We start from the raw sequence: 26392 nt of genomic DNA, 5'->3' as shown, positions 1-26392 counted from the left end.
GGGTCGCCTGCGGAGGCGCGTGATCAGGTGAAGGCCCTAGGGTGGCCGGCAGCGTCGCCGGAGGGGCCGGGCTGGGAGATCAGCCCAGCAGTCCCTTGGCGGCGACGGTCTTGAGGCGCAGGCCCTCGACTTCGCGGAAGGCCAGGTCCTTGGCCCCGAAGTATTCGCCCTGGTTGGTCGCGTTCCAGTCGGTGGTGGCGATGCGGACGGTGTCGCCGGTCGGGACTGAGACCTGTTCGCCGTAGAGGAAGTCGCCGTTGCGGTCGGCCAGCGGCATCGGGCGGTCCTGGTTGGCGCGGACCAGGAAGGTCGCCAGCCGCGCGCGCGGGATCTCGGCGACCATCAGCTTGCCCTCGAAGCGGACCACGGCGTCGAAGGCGTAGCGCGAGACCGGGCCGGCCGGCAGGCCGGTCCCGAGCGTGGTGTGGCCGATGAAGCCGGCGTCGGCGCCGGCGGCGCGGGCCATGGCGGCGGCCACGGCGCGGCCGGTGTCGCCGAGCGAAAGGGCGGCCGGCGAGGTCCCGAGGATCGCGCGCTCATCGTCGGTCAGGCTGCGGGGGAGGACGGTGGGGATCAGGTCGGCGAGCGCGGGGGCGACCGGACCGTCGAGCGCGACCGGGACCGAGACCGCGTCGCCCGGGCCGGCGGCGCGCAGGGGCACGGCGGTGTAGGCGTTGCTCCACGAGCCGGTGTGCACGTAGAGGCTGGCCCCCTGGCGGTGCTGGAACTGCAGGTGGTTGTGGCCGCCGACCATCAGCGTCCCGTCCGGCAACAGCGGCAGGATTTCGCGGTCGGGGGCGACGCCGGCGTGGCTCATGACCATGACCAGGTCGGCGCCGGCCAGCGCCGGGGCGAGGTTGGCGCGGGCCCACTCGCCCGGGACCGGGATCTGCAGGGTCGGGCGGCTTGCGGCGACGTAGGTGTTGATCGAGTTGGTGGCGATCCCGACCACGCGCAGGGTGCGCTTGCCGAGCGGCAGGTCGGCCTGGGCCGGGGCGTAGGGCGCGCCGGTGCGGGCGTCGACGATGTTGCTGACTACGGTCACGCCCAGGCCGCGCAGGCGGGCGACGACCTCGGCGAGGTCGGTGGTGAGGTCGGTGTCGTGATTGCCGATATTGACCACGGTCGGGGCGATCTTCGGCAGCGCCGCCAGGAACGCCCAGTCGATCTCGCCGTTCGAGCGCACGGCGGCGACGTTGCCGTGCTCGAAGACGTCGCCGTCGACGGCGATGACGTGCGGGACCTTGTGGGCGGCGACCTCGGCGGCCAGGGCGGCCAGCAGCTGGCCGGTGCGCTCATAGGCCGAGTGCAGGTCGCTCATCGCCAGCACCCGCCCGATGACCGGCGTAGGGGCGGAGAAGGCGGTCAGCAGCGGCGCGGCGGCGAGGCCGGCCAGCAGGCGGCGGCGGTCGGTGAGGAAAAGAGCCTGGGACACGAAGGCCTGATTTTCACCATTTCGATGGTCAGGCAATGCGCGGCGGGATGTCGCAATGCGTGATTGCGGTCACGTCGTGAAAATTTCACGATTCGAACGCCGTTTTGTATTGGCTCTTTTGTGCGCTGCAACGTAGGGCGGCGCCAATAATCCAAATCCTCGGGGATATACTCATGTCACGTCGTCTCGGCGCGCTGGCCTGCACGGTCAGCGGCCTGGCTCTTCTCGTCTCCACGCCCGCGCTGTCGCAGACCGCGAACACCGCCGACGCCGCCTACACCGTCGAAGACATCGTGGTGACGGCCCAGCGCCGCAGCGAGAACATCCGCGACGTGCCGTTCGCGGTCACCGCGATGACCGAGCAGAAGCTGGCCGAAGTGGCGGCCGGCGGCGGCGACATCCTGTCGATGACCGCCCGCGTGCCCAGCCTGCAGGTCGAAAGCTCGAACGGCCGCTACGCGCCGCGCTTCTACATCCGCGGCCTCGGCAACGTGGACTTCGACTTCAACGCCTCGCAGCCGGTCTCGGTCGTGCTCGACGACGTGGTGCTGGAGAACGTCTTCCTGAAGGGCTTCCCGCTGTTCGACGTCCAGCAGCTGGAAGTGCTGCGCGGCCCGCAGGGCACGCTGTTCGGCCGCAACACCCCGGCCGGCGTGGTCAAGATCGACACCGTCAAGCCGACCAACGACTTCACCGGCTTCGGCTCGCTGGCCATGGGCAACCTGGGCGCCGTGCGCGCCGAGACCGGCGTGACCATCCCGGTCAACGACACCCTGCAGGTCCGCATCGCCGGCCTGTGGAACCATCGCGACGACTGGGTCGACAACATGTACAGCCCGGCGTTCGCTGATCCGAACGGCAAGGACCTGGGCAACTTCGACGACCGCGCCGGCCGCGTGCACGTCGCCTGGGCCCCGACCGAGCGACTGTCGACCCTGCTGACCCTGCAGGCCCGCGACTACGAAGGCACCGGCACGATGAACCGCGCCAACGTGCTGACCAAGGGCTCCAACGAGCTGAACGCCAACTTCAACCGCGAGCGCGTCTATTACGACGGCGGCCGCAACAACTTCCAGAAGCAGGAAACCCGTTCGGGCTCGCTGAAGGTGGCCTACGACTTCGGCCCGGCGACGCTGACCGGCGTCGCGGCCCGCTACTGGGGCGCTTCGGCCGGCGACGGCGACATCGACGGCGGCGTGGCCTCGGCCCCGGCCGGCGCGCCCTGGAAGACGCCGTTCAACTCCGAAACCGGCACCCTGGACAGCGACCTGACCCAGGACACCTACGAGCTGCGCCTGGCCTCGAACGGCGACGGCGCGTTCGGCTGGCAGGTCGGCGCCTTCTATTGGGAAGAGCGCTTCAACCTGATCTCGGCGACCTTCAACGGCACGGGCGGCCTGCAGCCGACCATCGTCACCGACATCGTCCAGGAGTCGGACTCCTGGTCGGTGTTCGGCCAGGGCTACTATCAGGTGACCGACGCGCTGAAGCTGACCGCCGGCCTGCGCTACACCGACGACAGCCGCGACTTCCGCGGCCAGCGCACCCTGGGTGCGCCGCTGGACGTGACCAAGGCGGTCGGCGACGAGCAGCTCAGCTGGGACGTCAGCGCCCTTTATGAGGTCAACGACGACCTCAACCTCTTCGCGCGCGTGGCCAAGGGCTATCGCGGCCCGTCGATCCAGGGCCGGATCGCCACCTCGAACGTGGTGACCACCGCCGACTCCGAGACCGTGATGTCCTACGAAGCCGGCTTCAAGGCCCGCCTCTGGGAGCGCCGCGCCAGCCTGAACGCCACCGCCTACTTCTACGAAGTCACCGACCCGCAGTTCACGGCGATCGGCGGCGAGGGCAACTTCAACCAGCTGATCAACGCCGACAAGGGCGAGGGCTACGGCATCGAAATCGACGGCGACGTCTATCTCGGCGCGGGCTTCAACCTGACCGGCGGGTTCGCCTGGAACCACACCGAGATCAAGGACAGCAACCTGCTGGTGGCGTTCTGCGGCGCCAACTGCACCGTCACCGATCCGATCGTGAACGTCGGCACGACCCGCCGCGCCAACATCAACGGCAACCCGTTCCCGCAGGCGCCGGAATACACCGCCAACATCGCCCTGGACTGGGTGCACACCCTGGCCAGCGGCGCGGAGCTGTTCGCCTCGACCGACTGGGTGCTGCAGAAGAACTTCAACCTGTTCCTCTATGAATCGGTCGAGTTCCAGCAGGACACCGCCTTCGAAGGCGGGGCCCGCGCGGGCTGGCGTGCGCCGGAACTGGGTCTGGAAGCGGCGCTCTACATCCGCAACATGACCGACGAGGCGAACGTTATCGGCGCCATCGACTTCAACAACCTGACCGCCTTCGTCAACGAGCCCCGGACCTTCGGGATCCAGGTGACGAAGCGCTTCTAAGCCTACTGGCGGCCCGGCGGAGCCAAGCGCTTCGCCGGGCCTGCGCCACACTGCACCTTGCATCGCGGGCCCAATGCGGGCACGCACCGCCGGTGACCGAAGACCGTGACATCGGCCTGCCCGCCCGCCGGGCCGCCATCGACATTCTCGCCTCCGCCCTGGCGCGCCGCGCCGGGCTGGACGAAGCCCTGACCCGGCCCGCCTTCCGCAACCTCGAGCCCCGCGACCGCGGCTTCGCCATGGCGCTGGCCATGGCCACGCTGCGCCGGCTGGGACCGATCGACCGCGCCCTGCAGGGCCGGCTGGCCAAGCCGCCGCCCGACGCGGTGGTTAACATCCTGCGGATCGGCCTGGCCCAGGCCTTCGTGCTGGAGACCCCGGCCTTCGCGGCGGTGACCACCAGCGTCGACCTGGCCGCCAGCCACTCCTCGACGCGGGCCTTCAAGGGGCTGGTCAACGGCGTGCTGCGCACCCTGCTGCGCGAGCCGCCGGACCTGAACGCGCCCGACGCGCTGTGCCCGCCCTGGCTGCTGGCCCGCTGGAGCGCGGCGTTCGGGGCCGAGGCGGCGCTGGCCATGGCGGCGCTGATCGCCGACGAGCCGGCCACAGACCTTTCCCTGAAGTCCGCCGGCGAGGCCGAGCGGCTGGCCGGCGAGCTCGAAGCCGAGATCCTGGCCGGTCCGACCCTGCGCACCGCCCGCAAGGGCGATGTCGGCGCCTGGCCGGCCTATGGCGAGGGCGCCTGGTGGGTGCAGGACGCCAGCGCGGCGATCCCGGCCCGGCTGCTGGACGTGCAGCCTGGCGAGCGCGTGCTGGACCTCTGCGCCGCGCCCGGCGGCAAGACCCTGCAGCTGGCGGCGGCCGGCGCGGACGTCGTGGCGGTCGATCGTTCGGCCGCGCGGCTGATGCGGGTGAAGGAGAACCTCGAGCGCATGGCGCTGGGCGCCGAGATCGTCACCGCCGAGGCCGGCGACTGGGACGATGCGCGGGTCTTCGACGCCGTGCTGCTGGACGCGCCCTGCAGCGCCACCGGCACCTATCGCCGCCATCCCGACGTGCTGTGGGCCGCGCGCCCGAGCGACGTGGCCGCCCTGGCCGGCGTGCAGAGCCGGCTGCTGGATTCGGCCGCTCGGCGGGTGAAGCCGGGCGGCCGGCTGGTCTACTGCGTCTGCTCGCTGGAGCCGGAAGAGGGCGAGGCGCAGATCGCCGCCTTCCTGAGCCGCCACGCCGATTTCAAGGTCGTCCCGGCGAGCGCCGGCGAGGCGGGCGCGCCGCAAGCGAGCCTCTTGCCTGATGGAACCCTTCGCCTGCTGCCGCATCATCGATCGGGCGGGCAGGACGGGTTCTACGCCGCTCGCCTGCGACGCGAAGTTTAGTCGCCCCGACAACCTTGTCCCGAACACAACCCTTGGCTAAGTCGAAGACCATGACCGCACCGATCATCGCCCCGTCCATCCTGGCCTCGGATTTCGCCAAGCTCGGCGAGGAAGTCGCCGCGATCGAAGCCGCCGGCGCCGACTGGGTGCATGTCGACGTCATGGACGGCCACTTCGTGCCGAACATCACGCTCGGTCCCGACATCGTGAAGGCGCTGCGCCCGCACGCGAAGATCCCGTTCGACGTCCACCTGATGATCGCCCCGGCCGACCCGTATCTGGAAGCCTTCCGCGAGGCCGGCGCCGATTATATCAGCGTGCACCCGGAGAGCGGCCCGCACCTGAACCGCACCCTGAAGCGGATCCGCGAGCTGGGCGCCAAGGCCGGCGTGGTGTTCAACCCCTCGACCGATCCGAGCGTCATCCAGTGGATGATGGACGAGATCGACCTGATCCTGGTGATGTCGATCAACCCCGGCTTCGGCGGCCAGAAGTTCATGCACTCGCAGCTGCGCAAGATTGAGGCGCTGCGCAAAATGATCGACGCCAGCGGCAAGCACATTGAGCTGGAGGTCGACGGGGGGGTGACCCCGGAGACCGCGCCGCTCTGCGTCTCGGCCGGCGCCACGGCGCTGGTCGCGGGCACCGCGGTGTTCAAGGGCGGTCCTGCCAAGTACGCCGAGAACATCCGCGCCCTGAAGGGCGGCTGACCGGGTGGCGGCGGCGCCCCCGAGACTTTTCCGACATCCGGCCGGCCTCTGGGGGCAGGCCATCGCGGCCGGCGTGGTGCGCCAGGCCCGGCGCGACTGGGCCGGCTCGCCGCTGCATCGCGCGCTGCTGGCGCGGCCGCGGCCGCAGGGGCTGTCCGTCGCGCCGCGCGACTGGCGTCCGGCCGATTCTGAGGCGGGGCGCAGAATCCTGGCCGGCCGCTTTCAGTTTTCCGGCGTGGTCATGGAGGTCGGGGTCGGCGGCGATCCCTGGGACCGGCCCAGTCCCAGCCACGGCTTCGCCGTCGGCCTGCACGGTTTCGACTGGATGCGCGACCTGTTGGCGCTGGGCGACGAGGGCGCGGCCGAGGCGCTGCGGCTGACGCTCGACTGGCGCGGCCTGTTCGGCAAGTGGAACACGTTTTCCTGGAGCCCCGAGGTGCTGGAGCGGCGGGTGCTGCACCTGGCCTGCGGAGCCAAGACGATCTGCGCCGGGGCCTCGGACATGGAGGCGGGGCTGATCGCCCAGGACCTGGCGCGGCAGGCGCGGCAGCTGCTGTCGGTCGCCGAGGGTCCGGCGCGGGCGGCCGAGCGCGCCAGCGTCGCGGCCCTGGCCGGGGCGGCGCTGGGCGGCGAGGCCGGCGAGCGGCTGTTGAAGCAGGGCCTGGTGCGGCTGGTCCGGGCGCTGCCGGTCAGCGTGGCGCCAGACGGCGGCCACGCCAGCCGCTGCCCGCGCGCGGCGCTGGAGCTGCTCTACGATCTGCGCAGCCTCGACGATGCGCTCGAGCAGCGCGGCCGGCCGGCGCCTGAGGAAATGATGCGGGCCATCGACCGGCTGGCCGGAGCGGTGCGGTTCTTCACCCTGGCCGATGGCGCGCTGCCCGAGCTGCAGGGCGGCGAGGCCGGCACCCGGCGCTATGTCGCCGCCGTGCGGGCCGGCGACAATGGCGGGACCGCCAAGCCGCCGGCCTCGCGCAACGGCTATCACCGGCTGGAAGGGCGCAGCCTGCAGATCCTGGCCGACGCCGCGGCTCCGGCCGACGGGGCGTGGAGCGTCACCGCCTGCGCCCAGCCGCTGGCCATGGAGGTGCTGGCTGACGGCCGCCGGCTGATCGCGGCCAGCGCCTGGTCGCCGGAGGCCGCCGGTCCGCAGGCGCTGCGGCTGGTCGACGCCTCCTCGACCCTGTCGATCTCGGACGAGGCCTGCGGCGAGCCGCTGCGCGGCTTCCGCGCCGCCGCCCTGGGGCCGCGGCTGATCGGGGCCTACAGCCATGTCGAGGCCCGCCGCTACGAGACCGAGCAGGCGCTGTGGTTGGAGCTGGCGCATGACGGCTGGGCCCGGCGCTTTGGCCTGCGCCACGAGCGGCGGCTCTATCTCGACCTGGCGGCGGACGAGCTGCGCGGCGAGGACATGCTGGTCCCGGTCAAGCCGGGCGACATGGGCGAGGCCGGCCGGCGGTTCATTCCGTTCAAGGTCCGCTTCCACGTCCATCCGGACGTCAGCGCCAGCCTGGCGCGGGACGGCAAGAGCGTGCTGCTGCGCGGCGGCGAGGACGACCACGGCTGGTGGCTGCGCAACGACGCGCAAGCCGCCGACATCGAGACCGGCGTCTATTTCCAGGACGGCAAGCCGCGCCGCACCCAGCACATCGTGCTGCGCGGTCAGGCCCGGGCCGAAAGCGGCGCCAAGCTGCGCTGGAAACTGGCGAGCGCGGCCCCGGCTGCGGGCGAGTGAGTCAGCCCGGCCTGTTCCTCTCCCCGCTTGAGCGGAGAGGCTAGGTGAGGGGTCGTGCGGCGCGGAGCGGCGCATTGCTGAGTCAGCAGACCCCCTCACCCCGACCCTCTCCCCCAAGGGGGCGAGGGAGTCTTTCTGGGATGCGTCCTCTCCAGATGCTCCCCTTCTGGGGGAGCTGTCAGCGCAGCTGACTGAGGGGGACCTTGACGTTGCTTTGAGAGCCCCTCCGTCTCGATGCTGCGCATCGTTCCACCTCCCCCAAGAGGGGAGGATCTGGTTTCGGCCGGGACCTGTTCCTCTCCCCGCTTGAGGGGAGAGGGTAGGGTGAGGGGTTGGCGGCGCGGAGCGGCGCGTTGCTGAGTCAGCAGACCCCCTCACCCCAGCCCTCTCCCCCCAAAAGGGGGCGAGGGAGCTTGGCGTTGCGGAGCAAGACCGGGACTATGCGCGCCATGGTTGGGCGATGACGGCGCCTTTCCTGATGGATCCGGTGTTCATGGGTCCCGGTCTTCGCCTGCGGCGAAACCGGGATGACAACGAAGGGATTCGCCGCATTGACCCTGGGGCGTGGGGGGCCTAAGTCGGCGGCGTTCCGTGTGACTGGCGAAATCTAAGGTGGGCGACCACCGGGGAGCGCGGGACCTCATCACGCCGCTCGCCTGGGCATTTTCCTTTTTGAACCCTTCGAAGGAGACTGCGCCGTGCCCGCCGCCCCGAATTTCCCGCCCGCTCCCGACCGCGTCGTTCCCAAGCGCGCGCTGATCTCGGTCTCCGACAAGACCGGCCTGATCGAGGCCGCCAAGGCGCTGGCCGCGGCCGGCGTCGAGCTGGTCTCGACCGGCGGCACCCGCGCGGCGATCGCCGACGCCGGCCTGCCGGTGAAGGACGTCTCGGAGCTGACCGGCTTTCCGGAGATGATGGACGGGCGGGTGAAGACCCTGCACCCGATCGTGCATGGCGGCCTGCTGGGCGTGCGCGACGCGGCCGAGCACGCCAAGGCGATGGCCGACCACGGCATCGGCGCGATCGATATCGTCTATGTGAACCTCTATCCGTTCGAGGCCACGGTCGCGAAGGGCGGGACCTTCGAGGACTGCGTCGAGAACATCGACATCGGCGGGCCGGCCATGGTCCGCTCGGCCGCCAAGAACCACGGCTATGTCGCGATCTGCACGGAGATCGCCGACCTGGAAGAGGTGCTGGCGGAATTGAAGGAGGCCGGCTCGACCTCGCTGGCCCTGCGTAAGACCCTGGCCGCCCGCGCCTATGCCCGCACCGCGTCCTACGATGCGGCGATCTCGGCCTGGTTCGCCCAGGCGCTGGGCGAGGAAGCCCCGCGTCGCAAGGCCTATGCCGGCGAGCTGGTGCAGACCATGCGCTATGGCGAGAACCCGCACCAGAAGGCCTCGTTCTACCGCTTCGCCAACCCGCGCATCGGCGTGGCCACGGCCAAGCAGCTGCAGGGCAAGGAGCTCAGCTACAACAACATCAACGACACCGACGCGGCCTATGAGCTGATCGCCGAGTTCGATCCCAAGGCGGCCCCGGCCTGCGCGATCATCAAGCACGCCAACCCGTGCGGCGTGGCCACCGGCGGCTCGCTGGCCGAAGCCTATGAGCGGGCCCTGGCCTGCGACCCGACCAGCGCTTTCGGCGGCATCGTCGCGCTCAACACCAAGCTGGACGCGGCCACCGCGGCCAAGGTGCTGGAGGTGTTCACCGAGGTGGTGATCGCCCCGGACGCCGACGAAGAGGCGGTGGCGCTGTTCCGCAAGAAGAAGAACGTGCGGCTGCTGGTCACCGGCGGCCTGCCCGACCCGCACGCGGCCGGCGAGGTGTTCCGCTCGGTGGCCGGGGGCTTCCTGGTGCAGAGCCGCGACACCGCCAATCTGACCGCGGCGGACCTGAAGGTGGTGACCAAGCGTAGCCCCACCGACGAGGAAGTGCGCGACATGCTGTTCGCCTTCACCATCGCCAAGCACGTGAAGTCGAACGCCATCGTCTATGCGCGGAACGGCCAGACCCTGGGCGTCGGCGCGGGCCAGATGAACCGCAAGGACTCGGCCCGGATCGCGGCGCTGCGGGCGGCCGATTTCGGCCTGGACCTGAAGGGGTCGGCCTGCGCGTCGGAAGCGTTCTTCCCGTTCCCGGACGGGCTGCTGCAGGCGGCCGACGCCGGCTGCACGGCGGTGATCCAGCCGGGCGGCTCGATCGGCGACGACAAGGTGATCGAAGCGGCCGACGAGCGCGGCATCGCCATGGTGTTCACCGGCGTGCGGGTGTTCCGACACTAGGTGTCGAGGGGGCTTGGCTGCGGCCGAAGTCCCCCTCACCCCAGCCCTCTCCCCCTGAAGGGGGCGAGGGAGCCTCTCTAAATGCTCCCCCGCTGGGGGAGCTGTCAGCGTAGCTGACTGAGGGGGATTGCTGAGTCAGCAGGCCCCCTCCGTTGACCCTTCGGGACGCCACCTCCCCCAGATGGGGAGGATCTGAGTCCGGGCGGGCTGGACGGCCTGTTCCTCTCCCCGCTTGAGGGGAGAGGGTAGGGTGAGGGGTCAGCGGCGCGGAGCGGCGCATTGCTGAGTCAGCAGGCCCCCTCACCCCAACCCTCTCCCCCTGAAGGGGGCGAGGGAGATTGGGCGGTGTGCGCCCTCTTCCGTGTCGTCCCGGTCTTCGCCTTTGGCGCAACCGGGATGACACGACGGCGGAAACACGAACGCCGCGGATCGGGTGATCCGCGGCGTTTTTGTTTAGTGCGAAGATCCGAAGCGTTACTTCGCCTCGGCGCCGGCTAGTTCGCGCAGGGCGGCGTTGGCGATGGTGAGTTTGGCGAAGGACCAGGCGCCGCCGGCGGCTTCGATTTCCTCGACCGCCTTGCGGGCGGCCAGGGCGACGTCGCTGCGTTGGGCGGTCCAGGCGGCGATGGCGGCCTGGGCGGCCTCGTCGCTGGCGCCGGCCTTGTCGTCGGCATAGGCCATCACCGCGCGGGTGACGGCCGCCTGTTCGGCCAGCAGGTCCTCGACCAGGCGTCGGACGGCGGTGCGCTCGAAGGCGTCGCCGGCCGTGAAGCCGCCGGCCGCCGCGCGCAGGCGGTCGAAGGCGAAGGCCGCGCCGACCTGGTAGTAGAGGCGGGCGGCCGCCTCCAGCTTCCAGTTCGAGGCCTCGGCCAGGTCGACGAGATCGACGGCGACGGTCAGCGGCTGGAGGTTCGCGACCTGGCGGGCCAGCGCGTCGGGCGCGCCGGCGTCGGTCAGGCGCCCCACCTGGGTTTCCAGTCGCTCGCGTTCGACGCTGGAGAGGATCTCCGGCACCAGCTTCTTCAGCGTCGCCGCGCCCGGGCCGTAGCGCTTGATGAGCGCCTCGACGCCCTGGCCGCCGCGGGCGGCGCGACGGGCCAGCCAGAAGGTCTCGCCGCGCAGGGTGTAGGCCAGGCGGCGGTAGAGGGCCATCTGCCCGGCGGCGGGGACCTTTCCGTCGAGGGCCGAGACCTGGTCCCAGGCGGCCGGCAGGCCGAGCACCGCCTTGGCCGCCTCATAGGCGGTGACGAAGGCGGTGACGTCGCAGGACGCCGCCGCCATCAGCCGGGTCGGGAACGACGGACCGCAGCGGTTGATGGCGTCGTTGGCGACCACGGTGGCGATGATCTCGCGGCGCAGGCGATGACGGCGCAGGGCGTCGTCGTACTTGCGCACCCCCTTCGGGAAGTAGCCTTCCAGCAGGTCCTCGAAATAGGGATCGTCGGCGACGGGGCTGTGGGCCATGTCGCCTTTGAGTTCGAGCTTGCCGTAGGCCAGCAGCACGGCTTCTTCCGGCCGGGTCAGGCCCTTTCCGGCCTGGCGGCGTTCGGCGATCACCCCGGCGTCGGGCAGGCCTTCGACCGCGCGGTCGAGCTGACCGCGGCTTTCGAGGTGGGTCATGTAGCGGGCGTGGGGTTCCAGCTCGCCGGGCGCGTCCAGGTCCATCAGCGAGAGCGCCAGGGTCTGGTCGTAGTTGTGGTCGAGCACGTGGTCGGCGACGTCTTCGGTCATCGACTTCAGCAGCTTGTCGCGCTTCTTGCGGTCAAGGACCCCGGTGCGCTCGAGCGTGCCGGTGAGGATCTTGATGTTGACCTCGTGGTCGGAGCTGTCGACCCCGGCCGAGTTGTCGATGGCGTCGGTGTTGACCCGGCCGCCGCGCAGCGCGAACTCGATGCGCCCGGCCTGGGTGAGGCCGAGGTTGGCGCCCTCGCCGACGACCTTGACCCGCAGGTCGGCGCCGTTGATGCGGATGGCGTCGTTGGCCTTGTCGCCGGCCTCGGCGTTGGCTTCGCGCGCGGCCTTCACATAGGTGCCGATGCCGCCGAGATAGAGCAGCTCGGCCGGGGCCTTGAGGATCGCGGTCATCAGCTCGGACGGGGCGAGGCTGTCGGCCTCGACGCCGAGCATGGCCTTCACTTCCTTGCTGAGCGGGATCGACTTCAGGCTGCGGGCGAAGACGCCGCCGCCCTTGGAGATATTCTTGCGGTCGTAGTCGTCCCAGGACGAGCGCGGCAGTTCGAACATGCGCTTGCGCTCGGCGTAGGAGGTCGCCGGGTTGGGATCGGGGTCGAGGAAGATGTGGCGGTGGTCGAAGGCGGCCTGCAGGCGGATCTGCTGGCTCAGCAGCATGCCGTTGCCGAACACGTCGCCGGACATGTCGCCGACCCCGACCACGGTGAAGGGCTCGGACTGGATGTCCTTGCCCAGCTCGCGGAAGTGGCGCTTGACCGCTTCCCAAGCCCCGCGGGCGGTGATGGCCATTTCCTTGTGGTCGTAGCCAGCCGAGCCGCCCGAGGCGAAGGCGTCGCCCAGCCAGAAGCCGTAGGACTCGGCCACGCCGTTGGCGATGTCGGAGAAGGTCGCCGTGCCCTTGTCGGCGGCCACGACCAGATAGGGGTCGTCGCCGTCAAGGGCGATGACGCCGGCCGGATGGATCACCTTGCCCTCGGGATCGAGGTTGTCGGTGATGTCGAGCAGGCCCGACAGGAAGGTGGTGTAGGCGCGGATGGCTTCGGCGCGGACCACGTCCGGCGCGCCGCCCTTGGGCAGCTGCTTGGGATAGAAGCCGCCCTTGGAGCCGACCGGCACGATCACCGCGTTCTTGGTCTGCTGGGCCTTCACCAGGCCGAGCACCTCGGTGCGGAAGTCGTCGCGGCGATCGGACCAGCGCAGGCCGCCGCGGGCGACGGGGCCGAAGCGCAGGTGGACGCCCTCGATGTGCGTCGCCCAGACGAAGATCTCGCGGTAGGGCTTGGGCAGCGGCAGGTCGGCCAGCTCGCCCGAGGCGACCTTGAAGCTGATGTAGGGCTTGGGCTGACCGTTCTCGCCGCGCTGGTAGTAGTTGGTGCGCTTGATGGCCCCGACCAGCAGCGCCAGGCGGCGCAGCACGCGGTCGTCGTCGAGGCTGTCGACCTGCTGCAGGGCCTGGACGATCTCGTCCATCACCACCACAGCCTGGGCCGTGCGGGTCGGCAGGTCAGCGTCGATGGCCGGGTCGAACTTGGTGCGGAACAGGTCGAGTATCAGCCGCGCCACGCCCGGATGGTTGGAGAGCGCGGTTTCCTGCACCCGCTGGCTGGGATCGAGGCCCGACTGCTGGCGATAGCGGGCCAGGGCGCGGATCAGCGCCGCCTCGCGCCAGGAGATCGACAGCTCCAGCACCATGCGGTTGAAGCCGTCGCTCTCGGTGTTCCCGGTCCAGACGGCGGTGAAGGCGTCCTCGAAGGCGGTCTTCACGTCCTCGAACACCAGGTGCTCGCCGTGCTGGTCGTCGAGTTCGAACTCGTGGACGAAGACGCGCCGGCCGCCGGCCGGCATGACCGGATAGCCGCTCTCGACCATGGCCTTGAGGCCCATGTTCTCGAGGATCGGCAGCACGTCGGCCAGCGGCGCGGGCGAGCCCGGCCGGTAGAGCTTGAAGCGCAGCTGGGTCTTGGAGTCCGCGGCGCGGCGGAAGGCGCGGATGCGCACCGGCTCGCCGGGCTGCAGGCTCTCGATGATCGCGATGTCGGCGAGGGCCTCTTCGGCGTCGTAGCGCTCGCGATAGCCGGCGGTGAACGCTTCGGCGTAGCGGGCGACCATGTCGGCGACGTCGGCCGTGGCCCGGCCCGAGCCGCGGACGGCGGCGGCGAAGCGGTCTTCCCAGGTCCGCGCGGCGGCGGCGATCTGGGTCTCCAGCGACTTCAGGTTCGGCTCGGCGTGGTGGCCGGGCTGGAAGCCGATGATGAAGTGGACGCGGGCGAGCGGGCTGTCGGAGAAGGCCGGATAATAGGCCGAGACCCGGCCGCCATAGGCGTCGGCGAGGATCTCGCCGGCCCGCTGGCGCAGGTCGGAATCGTAGCGGTCGCGCGGCACGAACAGCAGCACCGAGGCGAAGCGGTCGAACGGGTCGCGCCGCTCGAACAGCCGCACGCGCGGGCGGTCATAGAGGTGCAGGATGCCGAGCGCGGCGGCCAGCAGGTCGTCTTCCGAGGCCTGGAAGAGCTCGTCCCGGGGATAGGTCTCCAGGATGTTGCGCAGGCGCTTTTCGTTGTGGCTGCCCGGGGCTTTGCCGGCGCGGGCCAGGACATTGGCGACCTTGGCGCGGACCAGCGGCACGGCGTGGGCCGGCTCGTCATAGGCCTCGGCGGTGAACAGGCCGACGAAGCGGATCTCGCCCGAGGGCTTGCCGTCGGCGCCGTAACGCTTGACGCCGACATAGTCCATGTAGCCGCGGCGGTGGACGCGCGAGCGCAGGTTGGACTTGGCGACGGTGACCGGGTCGCTGGCCAGGCTGGCCTGGACCTGGGCGGTCAGCAGGGCCGGCTCGGAGGAGCGGCGCAGCACGGTGCGGGCCGGGTCGCGCAGCACGCCCAGTCCGTCCTGCGGCTGGAACAGCGGCTCTTCCTTGGCGTAGCCGCCGTCCTTCAGGCGCGGGTACTCGTAGACCCGGGCGCCGAGATAGACGAAGTGCTCGTCGCGCAGCCAGCGCAGGAATTCGAGGTCCTCGTCGCGGGGCGGGCCGGCGGGAGCCTCCTGCAGCTCGGCGATCGTGCGGGCCATCAGGTCGAGCATGGCGGGGAAGTCGTCCACCGCCGCGCCGACGTCGGCCAGCGCAGCGCGCAGGCCCTCGACCAGGGCCGCCTCGCGGTCGGCGCCGACGCGCTCGAGGATCACCTGGATCATGGATTCCCGGCGGGGCGAGCCCTCGGCCAGGCGCGCGCCCTTCTTGTCGCGGGCGACCTCGACCACGGGGTGGAACATGGCGCGGACGGACAGGCCTTGATCGGCGATCTCGCCCATCACGCTGTCGACCAGGAACGGGGCGTCGTCCTGGATGATTTCCAGCCGCTCGAGCGCGGGCGCGCCTTCGACGGCGGCCAGGCGGATGATCGGGGCCGAACCCTTGCGGCTCGCGGCGAAGGCCCAGAAGTCGGCTAGCTGCGCGGCCAGCGCCTTGCCCGGCAGTTCGGGAAGCTCGTCCGGGGCGGCGTCTTCGGCGGCCTGGGCGATGAAGGCGCCGGCGGCGGGCTCATCACCGGCGAGGGCGGTGAACGCCGTGACCAGGGCGCGCTGGGCGCTGGTCAGCTTGGGTCGCTTGCTCATTGGAAGGCTCCCGATGCGAGGGCGCCGCCGGAGGAGAGAGTCCGGCGGCGCTTGGCTCCACCTTGGGGGGGAAGGCGGAGCGCTCGGGGCTCGCAGCGGCCGGGGCTCACGCCTGGACCGCCTTGAATTCGGGGGGCTCCCGAATGGACCTTAGATAGGGAGGAAGCGAACAAGTTGAAGGCCTTGCTTTTCAGTCTTTGGTTTCACGCTTGCGTGACGGGGAGGGCGGGCGGATCGGGGCCGGCTTTTCGGTCGGCGCGTTGGTCGGGTGGCGGTCGCGGAGCTTCTCCGGCTGGCCGTCGGCCGACAGCAGCACCGCCAGCCAGCGGGTGCCGTCGAACTGGGCCAGGATCACCATCACCATCACGGTGAGCGGGGTGGAGAGGAACATCCCTGTCATGCCCCAGATCAGGCCCCAGAAGGCCAGGCTGAGCAGCACGACGATCGGGTCCATGTTCAGGCTGTCGCCCTGCATGCGCGGCAGGATGATGTTGCCGACCACGAACTGGATGGCCTGCAGCACGGCCAGCAGGATGATCGCCGGCCAGAAGCTCTCGAACTGGATCAGGGCGAAGACCGGCGGGGCCAGGATGCCGACCGCGCCGCCGATCACCGGGATGTACGAGGCGATGAAGATCAGGAAGGCCCAGAACACGGCGTTGTCGAGCCCGACCGCCATCATCGCGATCCAGGAGGCAAGCGCGATGATCAGGCCGGTGACGGTCTGCACCCAGAGGTACAGCTCGACCCCGTCGCGGATGCGGCGGAAGGCGGCCATCGCCTCGTTGCGCTCGGCGTGATGCGGGAACAGGCCCACCACCTTGCGCTGGAAGCCACGCCGGGCGGCGATGATGAAGCCCAGATAGATCAGGATGAAGAAGGCGTCGGAGGCGAAGCCCTGCAGGCCCTTGGCGAAGTCGGCCAGGTAGGCGCCGGGGTTCAGCTGGGTGAACAGTTCGTTGATGGTCGGCGGCACGTCCATGCCGAACAGGCCGGCGATCTGGGCGATCAGGTTGTTGAGCCGCGGGGTGTAGGTGACCAGCTGGCCGACGAAGGTGCTGGCGTTCTCGGCGATGATCACCCCGGAGGCGCCGAACAGCAGCACCGACAGCACGATGGCGGCCGGCAGCGCGGCCTTCTCGCTGACCCAGGGCAGTCGCAGGCGGATGACCCGGGCGAAGCCGTCGATCATCACCGCCAGGAACACGGCGAGCGCCAGGGGGGTGAGGATCCCCCGTAGCAGGTAAAGGGCAAGACCGGTCGCGATCACCGCCAGGATGACGAGTGAGACGCGGACCGTATGGGACTCTGTGGCTCGGACGGACATGAGATCTTTTTGCGGTGGTGGTTCCCCGAGACTGTCAGCGTCGGGGCCTGCCGCGTCAATTTGGACCATCCCTACCCCGGTTCGACCGACGTGGGGAGTGTCTATGCCTATAAGACGCGCTCCTGCGGTTTATCCTCACCGCTTCCGCAGAAAATTCGGCAATGAGTTTTCGTGAACACCGTTCATGAACGCGAGGTGATGCCTGTGGGCGGCGTTCCGGATCGGGCGGGCGACGTGAGAAACGGGCGGCGATCACGCTTTGAAACAGCCTATCGCCCTGGCGGCGGCGGGCGGCTAGCTTCGCCGGATACGAACCTTGCGGAGCTCCCCATGTCCGACGGCGTCCTGATCGGTTTTTCGGATCACCTTGAAAACCTGCTGCTCAACCGGGCCAACCGCCACGGGCTGGTCGCCGGGGCGACGGGGACCGGCAAGACCGTGACGCTGCAGGTGCTGGCCCAGGGGCTGTCCGACGCCGGGGTGCCGGTGTTCGCCGCCGACGTGAAGGGCGACCTTTGCGGCGTCGCCGAGCCGGGGACGCCGAACGCCAAGTTCGAGGAGCGCGCCAAGCTGATGGGGCTGACGCTCAATCCGCAGGCGGCGCCGACGGTGTTCTGGGACCTGTTCGGCCAGCAGGGCCACCCGATCCGCGCGACGGTGTCGGAGATGGGGCCGCTGCTGATCTCGCGGATGCTCGACCTCAACGACGTGCAGGAGGGCGTGCTGACGGTGGTGTTCCGCGCCGCCGACGACGAGGGCCTGCTGCTGCTGGACCTCAAGGACCTGCAGGCGGCGCTGAGCTTCGCCTCAGAGAACGCCAAGGAGCTGGGCGCGAAGTACGGCAACGTCTCGCCGGCGACGGTGGCGACCATCCAGCGCAAGCTGTTGGTGCTGGAGGACCAGGGCGGCGGCGGGTTCTTCGGCGAGCCCGCGCTGCAGCTGTCCGACATCATGCGCACCGACGGCTCGGGCCGCGGCTTCGTGAACATCCTGGCGGCCGACAAGCTGATCGCCAGCCCGCGGCTCTATGCGACCTTCCTGCTGTGGCTGATGAGCGAGCTGTTCGAGGAGCTGCCCGAGGTCGGCGATCCGGAGAAGCCGCGGCTGGCGTTCTTCTTCGACGAGGCGCACCTCCTGTTCCGCGACGCGCCCAAGCCGCTGCTGGAAAAGGTCGAGCAGGTGGTGCGGCTGATCCGCTCCAAGGGCGTCGGGGTCTATTTCGTGACCCAGAACCCGGCCGACATCCCTGAGACCGTGCTGGGCCAGCTGGGCAACCGCATCCAGCACGCGCTGCGCGCCTACACCCCGACCGAGCAGAAGGGGCTGAAGGCGGCGTCGAATTCGTTCCGCGCCAACCCGGCCTTCGACACCGCCGAGGCGATCCAGGCGCTGGGCGTCGGCGAGGCGCTGGTCAGCGTGCTGGACGAAAAGGGCGCCCCGACCGTGGTGCAGCGGACCCTGATCCGGCCGCCGGTCTCGCGCCTGGGGCCGATCACCCCGGCCGAGCGGGCGGCGATCATGGCACAGAGCCCGGTGCGCGGGCTCTATGACACCGTCAAGGACCGCGAGAGCGCCTATGAACTGCTGAAGGCCCGGGCCGCGTCCGCCGCCGAGGCGGCGCAGGCGCCGGCCGGCGGATCGCCCTGGGGCGGACAGCCGGCCCCGGCGCCTCGCGGCCGGGCCCCCGCGGCGCCGCGGCCGCGCGCCTCCAACCGCCAGTCGATGGGCGAGGCCTTCACCAAGTCGCTGCTGCGCCAGGCCGGCAGCACCATCGCCCGCGAGCTGATGCGCGGCATCCTGGGCGGGATGAAGAAGCGGTAGGGGCTGGTTCCTTCGCTCTCGGGGCAGCCCCTCCCTCCCTCGCCCCCTTGGGGGAGAGGGCTGGGGTGAGGGGGCTGCTGACTCAGAAGCGCGCCGCTCCGCGCCGCCGACCCCTCACCTAACCTCTCCCCTCTAGCGGGGAGAGGAACTGGTCGTGCAGCCGACGGGACATAGGATCCTCCCTTCTTGGGGGAGCATCCTTCATTCGAAAACCCGTGTTATGCTGCCGGCGGTTCAGCTGGGAGCGCGCAATGACGGACGCCGCTTTTGTCGGTTCGATCCCCGACATCTATGAGCGTTATCTGGGGCCGATGCTGTTCGAGCCCTATGCCCGCGACATGGCTAGGCGCTTCGAAGGGTTCGAGGGCGAGCTCCTGGAGACCGCCGCGGGCACCGGGCGGGTGACGCGGGCCCTGGCCAAGGCGGCGCCGCGGGCGAAGATCCTGGCCACCGACCTCAACCAACCGATGCTCGACACCGCTGCGGGCCTGACGGTCGCCGCGAACGTCGAGTGGCGGCAGGCCGACGCCCAGGCTCTGCCGTTCGCGGACGGCAGCTTCGATGCGGTGGTCTGCCAGTTCGGGGTGATGTTCTTTCCCGACAAGGCCGCCGGCTTTGCGCAGGCGCGGCGGGTGCTGCGGCCGGGCGGGCGGTTGGTGTTCAACGTCTGGGACGACATCGCCGACAACGAGATCTCGCGGGTGGTCAGCGAGGCGGTGGCGGAGATGTTCCCGAAGGACCCCCCGAGGTTTTTGGAGCGCACGCCGTTCGGCTATCACGACCGCGAGACGATCGCCGCGGCCCTGGCCGAGGCGGGTTTCGCCGCGCCGCAGTTCGATGTGGTGAGGCTGGAGCTGCGCTCGCCGTCGGCGGCGGACGCGGCCATCGGGCTCTGCACCGGCACGCCGCTGCGCGGCGAGATCGAGGCGCGCGACCCCGACGGGCTGGATGCGGCGAGCGAGGCGGCGACCGCGGCGCTCACCGAAGCCTTCGGCGGCGGCGAGATCGTCGGCCGGGGCCAGGCGGTGGTGGTGACCGCGGAGGTGAGCTGATCCCGGTCTTCGCCGCTGGCCGAACCTCGATGACGTGCGAGGAACTGTTCCTCTCCCCGCTCGAGGGGAGAGGCTAGGTGAGGGGGGCGGCGCGAAGCGGCGCTATGCGGCGGAGGCCGTGTCCCCCTTACCCCAGCCCTCTCCCCCAAGGGGGCGAGGGAGTGTTCTGAGCCAAGGCGCCCCCACAAGATGCTCCCCCGCTGGGGGAGCTGTCAGCGCAGATGACTGAGGGGGACTTTGATGCTGCCTTGAGAGCAGTCCCCCTCCGTCTCGATGCTGCGCATCGATCCACCTCCCCCAAAGGGGGAGGATCTGAGGCGGGGGGTCTTTGAGTCTGCTTACCCGCGCAGTTTGCGCAGCAGGACGTCGAGGTCGCGGGCGATCATCGGGTCTTCGCCCTTCAGGGCTTCGATGCGGCGCACGGCGTGCAGGACGGTGGTGTGGTCGCGGCCCCCGAAGCGGCGGCCGATGTCCGGCAGCGAGCGGGTGGTGATCTGCTTGGCCAGCCACATGGCGACCTGACGCGGACGGGCGACCACGCGGGCGCGGCGCTCGGAGATCAGGTCGGCCTGCTTGAGCTGGTAGTGCTCGGCGACGGTCTTCTGGATCTGGTCGACGGTGACCCGGCGCTCGTTGCAGGCCAGGTTCGGACGCAGGATCGCCTGCGCTTCGTCCAGGGTCATGCGCGAGATCTCGCCGCCGACGCGGGCGACCAGGGTGTTGAGCGCGCCTTCCAGCTCACGGACGCTGTCGGTGAAACGGTCGGCGAGGAACTGCAGCACCTCGGGGCGGGCCGAGGGCATGAACTTGCCCTGGGCCGCCAGGGTGGCGAGCTTGCGCTCCAGGATGCCGAGGCGAAGGGTGCGGTCGGCCGGCTCGATGCCGCAGACCAGGCCGGCCTGCAGGTGGCTGCGCAGGCGCGGCTCCATCTCCTGGAGTTCGGCCGGCGAGCGGTCGGCGGTCATCACCACGCGGCGGCCGTCTTCGACCAGGGCCAGCAGGGTGTGGAACAGCTCTTCCTGGGTCGACGACTTGCCGGCGACGAACTGGACGTCGTCGATCAGCAGCAGGTCGGCGTTGCGAAGCTCGTCCTTGAAAGCGGCGGTCGAGCGGTCCTGCACAGCCTTGACGAAGGTCGAGGTGAAGCGCTCGGCGGTGATGTAGACGACCCGCTTTTCCGGGGCGGCCTGCATGGCCTCCCAGGCCAGGGCGTTCAGCAGGTGGGTCTTTCCGAAGCCGTAGGGGCCATGGAAGATCACCGGATTGAAGTGGCCGTCCGACCAGGCCGCCACGCGGCGGGCCACGGCGAAGGCGAATTCGTTGGCCGGACCGGCGACGAAGGTCTCGAACGAGAAGCGGTCCTGCAGGCCCTGCTGGCGGCCGGCGCGGGCGGCGACCGGGGCGGCTTGCAGCGGCACCTCGATCTCGATCACCTGACCGTCGGCCAGCGGCGCGGCCATCGGTTCGGCCTTGAGCACCACCGGGGCGGCCGGAGCGTTCGGGGTCTCGGCCTCGAACTCCATCCGCGACTTCAGTTCGAGGTTGCGGCCCATCGGGTCGTTCTGCGCCCAGAGCTCGCCGATGCGGCGCCAGGCGTGACGACGGATCCAGTCGCGGGCGACGCCGGTCGCCGCGACCAGGCACAGCTCGTCGCCGCGCTCACGCAGGACGGCCTGACCCAGCCACGAGCCGTAGGTGGCCTCACCAAGTTCTCGCTTAAGCGCGGCGCAGGTCGTCGACCACACGGCCGCCGCTTGCGTCTCGACAACAGAACTCGCAACGCCCCCAGCGGCCATCATTCCTACCTCTTTTGTCGTCATCCGTCAGCGCCCCCGCAGCGGAACTTTGTTAAACAAACACAAAGCCTTAACCGGCGAGCGCAATGCCCCCGCCGCCGCCTTTTTTCATCCGAGATCAGATGGAAGGACGTCTTGAGACTTGTCACCCTAGTCAGGGCGACTAGGGGGTCAACGGTGATTCTTCGCCCCGTCGACGGATATTTTCGTTGACTCAAATCCATGCCTCGCGCGGCAAGGGAATTTGAATTTCGACGTTCCGTCAGCTGAGAGCTCTCACCCCAAACGTGCATGGTTGTGGGACGCGCAAAATAAAACGCCCGCGGGTCCATCAACCCGCGGGTGTCCAGAAATTCCGTATTTCGTAGGGGGTCGTGCGGCCAGGCTTGAACCTAGCCGTTCAACCTCAGGCCGCAGCCATCTTCTTCAGCTGGGCGGCCAGGCGCGAGACCTTGCGCGAGCCGGTGTTCTTGTGAACGACGCCCTTGGTGACGGCGCGCATCAGCTCGGATTGAGCTTCGACGAACGCGGCCTTGGCGGCGCCGGCGTCGCCCGAGGCGAGGGCCTCGTCGAACTTGCGCAGGTAGGTGCGCACGCGCGAGCGGCGAGCCTTGTTGACTTCGGTACGGCGGGCGATCTTACGGACCGCCTTCTTGGCGCCGGGCGTGTTGGCCATGTGTCAGCTCTCGATACGGATCGCGCCCGAGCCAGAAACCCGGGCGGGCAAATTGGAGGCGCGGATATACGGGACAGCGCCGCGCGGGTCAATGCGCTGTGGACGGTTTAATCGATCAGGGTGAAGGCGCGCCAGGCGGGATGCGCCGCGACCAGGTCGGCCATGCGCTGATAGCCGCCGGCGCCGGGGTGGGCGCCGTCCCAGGCCAGGGCCTCGCTGCGCCACAGGCCGTCGGCCTCCAGCGGCTGGAAGACGTCGATGAACGGCACCTTCAGCCGGGCGGCCAGCACCTTGAGGTTCTCGTTGAGCGCCTCAAGCCGCGCGGAGACGCCAGGATCGGCCATCGGCGGCGGCCCGACCATCAGCACTGGGCAATGGGCGTCGGCGCCGGTCAGCATGGCCATGGCGTTCTTCATGGTCTGGGCCTGGGCGACGCGCGGTGCGCCGTCCTGCGGGTAGCAGTCGTTGGCGCCGAACGAGAACAGGATGCGCATCGGCTCTTCGTCGGTGAACCGAGGCGTCGCCTCGGCCCGCCAGCGGGCGGCGATATCGCTGGAGGTCTCGCGCCGGACGCCGAGATTGTAGAGCGTGATTTCGCGGCGGCCGAGCAGGGCGCGGCCGATCCAGCCGAGATGATCGGGGTCGCCGGCGCCGGCGACCATGGAGTCGCCGAACGCGATCAGTCTCACGCTCAGGAGCCCTTGAAGTCGGGTTTGCGTTTCTCGACGAAGGCGGCCATGCCTTCCTTCTGGTCGTCGAAGGCGAACAGCGAGTGGAACAGCCGGCGCTCGACGGCGACGCCGGTGGAGAGCGTGGTCTCGTAGGCGGTCTCGACCAGTTCCTTGTTCATCATCACCGCCAGCGGCGACTGGCCGGCGATCTTGGTCGCCGCGGCCATGGCCTCGCCGATCAGCTGGTCGGACGGCACGACGCGGGAGACCAGGCCCGAACGCTCGGCCTCGGCGGCGTCCATCATCCGGCCGGTGAGGATCATCTCCATGGCCTTGGACTTGCCGACGAAGCGGGTCAGGCGCTGGGTGCCGCCGATGCCGGGGGCGACGCCGAGATTGATCTCGGGCTGGCCGAACTTGGCGCTCTCGGCGGCGATGATGAAGTCGCAGAGCATGGCCAGCTCGCAGCCGCCGCCCAGGGCGTAGCCGGAGACCGCGGCGATGATCGGCTTGCGGAACTGTTCGATGCGACGGGCGCTGGCGCCGAAGAAGTCCTGCTTGAACATCTCGGCGTAGGACTTGGTCGACATCTCCTTGATGTCGGCGCCGGCGGCGAAGGCGCGGTCCGAGCCGGTCAGCACCACGCAGCGGACGGCTTCGTCGGCCTCGGCCGCGTCGAGGGCGGCGCAGAGTTCGCCGAGCAGCTGGCTGTTCAGGGCGTTGAGCGCCTCGGGCCGGTTGAGGCGGATCATCGTCACGCCTTCGGTTTGCTCGACGATCAGGGTCTCGTAGCTCATGGCAGCCCTCGCTGGCGATGTCGGTCCGCCGGGATTAAGGCCCTTCGACGCTGTAGCCAAGGGCGCGCAGGCGGGCGGGCAGGCCGTCCTGGCCGACCAGGTGGCCGACCCCGACCACGACCACCGTGCGGCCCGAGCCGTCGAGCCGGGTCTTCAGGGTCTTCAGCCAGCGCTCGTTGCGCTCGGTGACCAGGCGGGCATAGAGGCCCGGCGCGGCGGTGCGCAGCGGCCCGAGCACGTCCTCGTCGAGGGCGCGCAGGTCGCCGGCCATCCAATGGGCGATCAGCTCGTCATAGGCCCGCGGGTTGTCGTTCAGTTCGATCAGGCTCTGTTCCAGCGAGGCGACCTGCTGGGCCAGCGGGGCGGCGTCGAAGATGGCGATCTGCTCCTCCGGGCTCTCGAAGGCGCGGCGCTGGGCCGAATTGGGCGCCGAGGCGGAGAGGGTCTTCTCGACGCCGGAGGCGGCGTCGGCCCCGGCCTTCTGGAACTGGGCGCCGGCCAGCACCACCTCGGCGAACCACGGCTCCAGCCGGTCGAGCACCGCCATGGAGACGCCGAGGTCGGCGACGGCGGTCGCCAGGCGGGCGCGGCCCTCCGGCGAGAGCAGCGACGTCAGGGTCTGGCCCTCGGGCAGCATGCCGTTCTGGGCGGCGAGCAGGCCGACCTTGGCCTCGGAGGCCGGGTCGATCGGCAGTTCGAACCAGAGGTCGTCGGCCTTGGCCAGCGCCGCGTCCAGTTCGGAGGGCCGCCAGTCGAGGCCCGGCGGCAGGACGTGGACCGAGCCGAAGATCACCAGTTCGGAGTCGGCGTCGCGCACCGTCCAGACCGGCGGGCGGGCCTGCGCTTCGGCGACGGTGCAACCGGCGAGCAGCAGGCCGGCGAGCGCGCCGAGCAGACGTCTGGTCATCGGGCGGCTCACTTCTGGCAGGTCGGACAATAGAAGGTGGAGCGGCCGGCCTGGACCTCGCGGGCGATGGTTCCCTTGCAGCCGGGGTTGGCGCAGGGCTCGCCCTCGCGGTCGTAGGCGCGGAAGCGGTGCTGGAAGTAGCCGAGCGCGCCGTCGGCGGCGGCGTAGTCCTTGAGGCTGGAGCCGCCGGCCTCGATCGCCTCGTTGAGCACGTCGCGGATGATCTCGACCAGCGGGCCGAGCTTGGCCGGCTTGATCGAGCCGGCCGGTTTCAGCGGCGAGATCTTCGCCCGGTTCAGCGCTTCGCAGACATAGATGTTGCCGAGGCCCGCGACCACGCGCTGGTCGAGCAGCAGGGTCTTGGGGCCTTGCTTGCGGCCGGCGAAGGCCTTGACCAGCCGCTCGGCGTTGAAGGCGTCGGACAGGGGTTCGGGCCCGAGGGCCTCGAACCAGGGATGCTTGTGCATCGCCTCGGTCTCGATCAGGTCCATGTACCCAAAGCGGCGCGGATCGTAGTAGGTGACGCGCCCGCCGTCCTCGGCCTCGAAGACCACGTGGGCGTGCTTGGGATCGGGGTCGGGGGCGTAGTGGAACTCGCCGGGCCGCTGGTAGCCTTCGGGCTGGGCGATCTCGAAGCGGCCGCTCATCCCTAAGTGCATGACCAGGGTCTCGCCGCGGTCGAGCACCGCCATCAGATACTTGGCCCGGCGTTCGAGCTTCTGGATGGTCGCGCCGGTCAGGCGCTGGACGAAGCCGTCGGGGAACGGAAAGCGCAGGTCGGGGCGGCGCGCCTCGACCCGTGACAGGCGGCGGCCTTCGAGCACCGGCTGCAGGCCGCGCCGGACGGTTTCGACCTCGGGCAATTCAGGCATGGCCTTGAAGTGGCATTTCGCGGCGGCGGCGACAACCATTGGCGCGGCAGCGGTCGGCGGGGATCGCTTCTCTTGTTCCTCTCCCCGCTTGAGGGGAGAGGTCAGGTGAGGGGTTGGCGGCGCGAAGCGGCGCTATGCGGCCAAGGCCGAGGCCCCCTCACCCCCAACCCTCTCCCCCAAAGGGGGCGAGGGAGCTGTGGCGGTGCGGGCCCATTGGGTCGGTTCCTCTCCCCGCTTGAGCGAGGGAGTCTTTAATGGGATGCCTCCTCTCTAGATGCTCCCCTTTTGGGGGAGCTGTCAGCGCAGCTGACTGAGGGGGACTTTGATCCGGCCTTGAGAGCAGTCCCCCTCCGTCTCGATGCTGCGCATCGATCCACCTCCCCCAAAAGGGGAGGATCTGATGCCTCCCCGCGACTGGCGCGGGGGGCGTGGTCGAGCTAAGACCCACGCCATGACCGGACCCTCCGCCACCTTCGGCTTCCGCGACGTCGACGCCTCTGAGAAGGCCGGCCTCGTGCGCGGCGTCTTCGACAGCGTCGCCAGCCGCTATGACCTGATGAACGACCTGATGAGCGCGGGCGTGCACCGGCTCTGGAAGGACGCCACCGCCGCGCGGCTGAACCCGCAGCCGGGCGAGGTGATCATCGACTGCGCCGGCGGCACCGGCGACATGGCCCGGCGCTTCGCCAAGCTGGCCCGCGCCGCCCAGCTGCGCCGCGGCGGGCCCGACGCCCAGATCATGATCATGGACTACAACGCCGAGATGATCGCGGCCGGCCGCACCAAGGGCGGCGAGCCGGAGATCACCTGGAACGTCGGCGACGCCCAGCGGCTGCCGCTGCCGGACGCCTGCGCCGACGCCTATGTGATCTCGTTCGGCATCCGCAACGTCACCGATGTGCAGGCCGCGCTGGTCGAGGCGCGCCGGGTGCTGAAGCCGGGCGGGCGGTTCCTGTGCCTGGAGTTCTCGCAGCCGGCGACCGAGATGCTGCGCAAGGCCTACGACGCCTATTCGTTCAAGGTGATCCCGCAGATCGGCCAGCTGGTGACCAAGGACCGCGACAGCTACCAGTACCTGGTCGAGAGCATCCGCCGGTTCCCCGACCAACGGACCTTCGTCTCGATGATCGAGAAGGCCGGCTTCAGCCGCGCGGGCTACACCAACTTCACCGGCGGCGTCGCGGCCCTGCACCACGGCCGGGCGTTCTAGC

Annotated in this window: 17 protein-coding genes and 1 riboswitch; of the genes, 8 read left to right on the top strand and 9 right to left on the bottom strand. The window is 70.0% G+C overall.

Annotated elements, in window-relative coordinates:
- Nucleotides 1–79: 79 nt before the first annotated feature.
- Complete coding sequence (locus C0481_RS14325) at nucleotides 80–1435, bottom strand: metallophosphoesterase (RefSeq protein ID WP_293404926.1); 1356 nt, start codon at nucleotides 1433–1435, stop codon at nucleotides 80–82.
- A gap of 173 nt (nucleotides 1436–1608) precedes the next feature.
- Here C0481_RS14325 and C0481_RS14320 point away from each other — a divergent pair, with 173 nt between their 5' ends.
- From C0481_RS14320 to purH, 5 genes are all read left to right on the top strand, one after another.
- Nucleotides 1609–3849, top strand: a complete 2241-nt coding sequence (locus tag C0481_RS14320) for a TonB-dependent receptor (protein ID WP_293404924.1) — start codon at nucleotides 1609–1611, stop codon at nucleotides 3847–3849.
- Nucleotides 3850–3941: 92 nt separating this feature from the next.
- Nucleotides 3942–5225 carry a transcription antitermination factor NusB gene (locus C0481_RS14315; protein ID WP_293404921.1) on the top strand — a complete coding sequence of 428 codons (1284 nt, stop codon included), beginning with the start codon at nucleotides 3942–3944 and terminating at the stop codon, nucleotides 5223–5225.
- Between the two features lie 50 nt (nucleotides 5226–5275).
- Nucleotides 5276–5935: a ribulose-phosphate 3-epimerase gene (gene rpe / locus C0481_RS14310; RefSeq protein ID WP_293404919.1), complete on the top strand. Its 660-nt coding sequence runs from the start codon at nucleotides 5276–5278 to the stop codon at nucleotides 5933–5935.
- 4 nt (nucleotides 5936–5939) lie between these two features.
- Nucleotides 5940–7667, top strand: coding sequence for a heparinase II/III family protein (locus tag C0481_RS14305; RefSeq protein ID WP_293404917.1), 1728 nt, complete (start codon nucleotides 5940–5942; stop codon nucleotides 7665–7667).
- 583 nt (nucleotides 7668–8250) lie between these two features.
- A riboswitch (ZMP/ZTP riboswitch) is annotated at nucleotides 8251–8336 on the top strand.
- Nucleotides 8337–8365: 29 nt separating this feature from the next.
- Entirely contained in the window at nucleotides 8366–9958 is a 1593-nt protein-coding gene (gene purH / locus C0481_RS14300; protein WP_293404915.1) for a bifunctional phosphoribosylaminoimidazolecarboxamide formyltransferase/IMP cyclohydrolase, read from the top strand.
- Nucleotides 9959–10432: 474 nt separating this feature from the next.
- Here the strand turns inward: purH and C0481_RS14295 are convergent, their stop codons facing one another.
- A complete protein-coding gene (locus C0481_RS14295) occupies nucleotides 10433–15262 on the bottom strand; it encodes an NAD-glutamate dehydrogenase (protein ID WP_293404913.1) in 4830 nt (1609 codons plus the stop codon).
- Between the two features lie 190 nt (nucleotides 15263–15452).
- Nucleotides 15453–16589 carry an AI-2E family transporter gene (locus tag C0481_RS14290; RefSeq protein WP_293404911.1) on the bottom strand — a complete coding sequence of 379 codons (1137 nt, stop codon included), beginning with the start codon at nucleotides 16587–16589 and terminating at the stop codon, nucleotides 15453–15455.
- 330 nt (nucleotides 16590–16919) lie between these two features.
- Between C0481_RS14290 and C0481_RS14285 the strand changes: the two genes are divergently transcribed.
- Both C0481_RS14285 and C0481_RS14280 read left to right on the top strand, forming a co-directional pair.
- A complete protein-coding gene (locus C0481_RS14285; protein WP_293404909.1) occupies nucleotides 16920–18410 on the top strand; it encodes a helicase HerA-like domain-containing protein in 1491 nt (496 codons plus the stop codon).
- Nucleotides 18411–18661: 251 nt separating this feature from the next.
- Nucleotides 18662–19462: a class I SAM-dependent methyltransferase gene (locus C0481_RS14280; protein ID WP_293404907.1), complete on the top strand. Its 801-nt coding sequence runs from the start codon at nucleotides 18662–18664 to the stop codon at nucleotides 19460–19462.
- A gap of 338 nt (nucleotides 19463–19800) precedes the next feature.
- Here C0481_RS14280 and dnaA read toward each other — a convergent pair whose 3' ends face one another.
- The 6 genes from dnaA to mutM all read right to left on the bottom strand — a co-directional run bounded on the left by dnaA (nucleotide 19801) and on the right by mutM (nucleotide 25181).
- Complete coding sequence (gene dnaA / locus C0481_RS14275) at nucleotides 19801–21261, bottom strand: chromosomal replication initiator protein DnaA (protein ID WP_293404904.1); 1461 nt, start codon at nucleotides 21259–21261, stop codon at nucleotides 19801–19803.
- 403 nt (nucleotides 21262–21664) lie between these two features.
- Entirely contained in the window at nucleotides 21665–21934 is a 270-nt protein-coding gene (rpsT, locus tag C0481_RS14270; protein WP_293404902.1) for a 30S ribosomal protein S20, read from the bottom strand.
- Between the two features lie 107 nt (nucleotides 21935–22041).
- Nucleotides 22042–22623 carry a GDSL-type esterase/lipase family protein gene (locus C0481_RS14265; RefSeq protein WP_293404899.1) on the bottom strand — a complete coding sequence of 194 codons (582 nt, stop codon included), beginning with the start codon at nucleotides 22621–22623 and terminating at the stop codon, nucleotides 22042–22044.
- A gap of 2 nt (nucleotides 22624–22625) precedes the next feature.
- A complete protein-coding gene (locus tag C0481_RS14260; protein ID WP_293404897.1) occupies nucleotides 22626–23402 on the bottom strand; it encodes an enoyl-CoA hydratase in 777 nt (258 codons plus the stop codon).
- 34 nt (nucleotides 23403–23436) lie between these two features.
- Nucleotides 23437–24309: a TraB/GumN family protein gene (locus C0481_RS14255; protein WP_293404895.1), complete on the bottom strand. Its 873-nt coding sequence runs from the start codon at nucleotides 24307–24309 to the stop codon at nucleotides 23437–23439.
- An 8-nt stretch (nucleotides 24310–24317) separates the two neighbouring features.
- Entirely contained in the window at nucleotides 24318–25181 is an 864-nt protein-coding gene (gene mutM / locus C0481_RS14250) for a bifunctional DNA-formamidopyrimidine glycosylase/DNA-(apurinic or apyrimidinic site) lyase (RefSeq protein WP_293404893.1), read from the bottom strand.
- Between the two features lie 451 nt (nucleotides 25182–25632).
- On the opposite strand from mutM, the gene C0481_RS14245 reads away from it, so the two are divergent.
- Entirely contained in the window at nucleotides 25633–26391 is a 759-nt protein-coding gene (locus C0481_RS14245; RefSeq protein ID WP_293404892.1) for a class I SAM-dependent methyltransferase, read from the top strand.
- Nucleotide 26392 lies beyond the last annotated feature (1 nt).

The organism is Phenylobacterium sp., from assembly GCF_013822795.1.
Classification (GTDB): domain Bacteria; phylum Pseudomonadota; class Alphaproteobacteria; order Caulobacterales; family Caulobacteraceae; genus Phenylobacterium.
The sequence above is the reverse complement of the archived record's forward strand: the minus strand, read 5'-3'. Positions and strand labels throughout refer to the sequence as shown.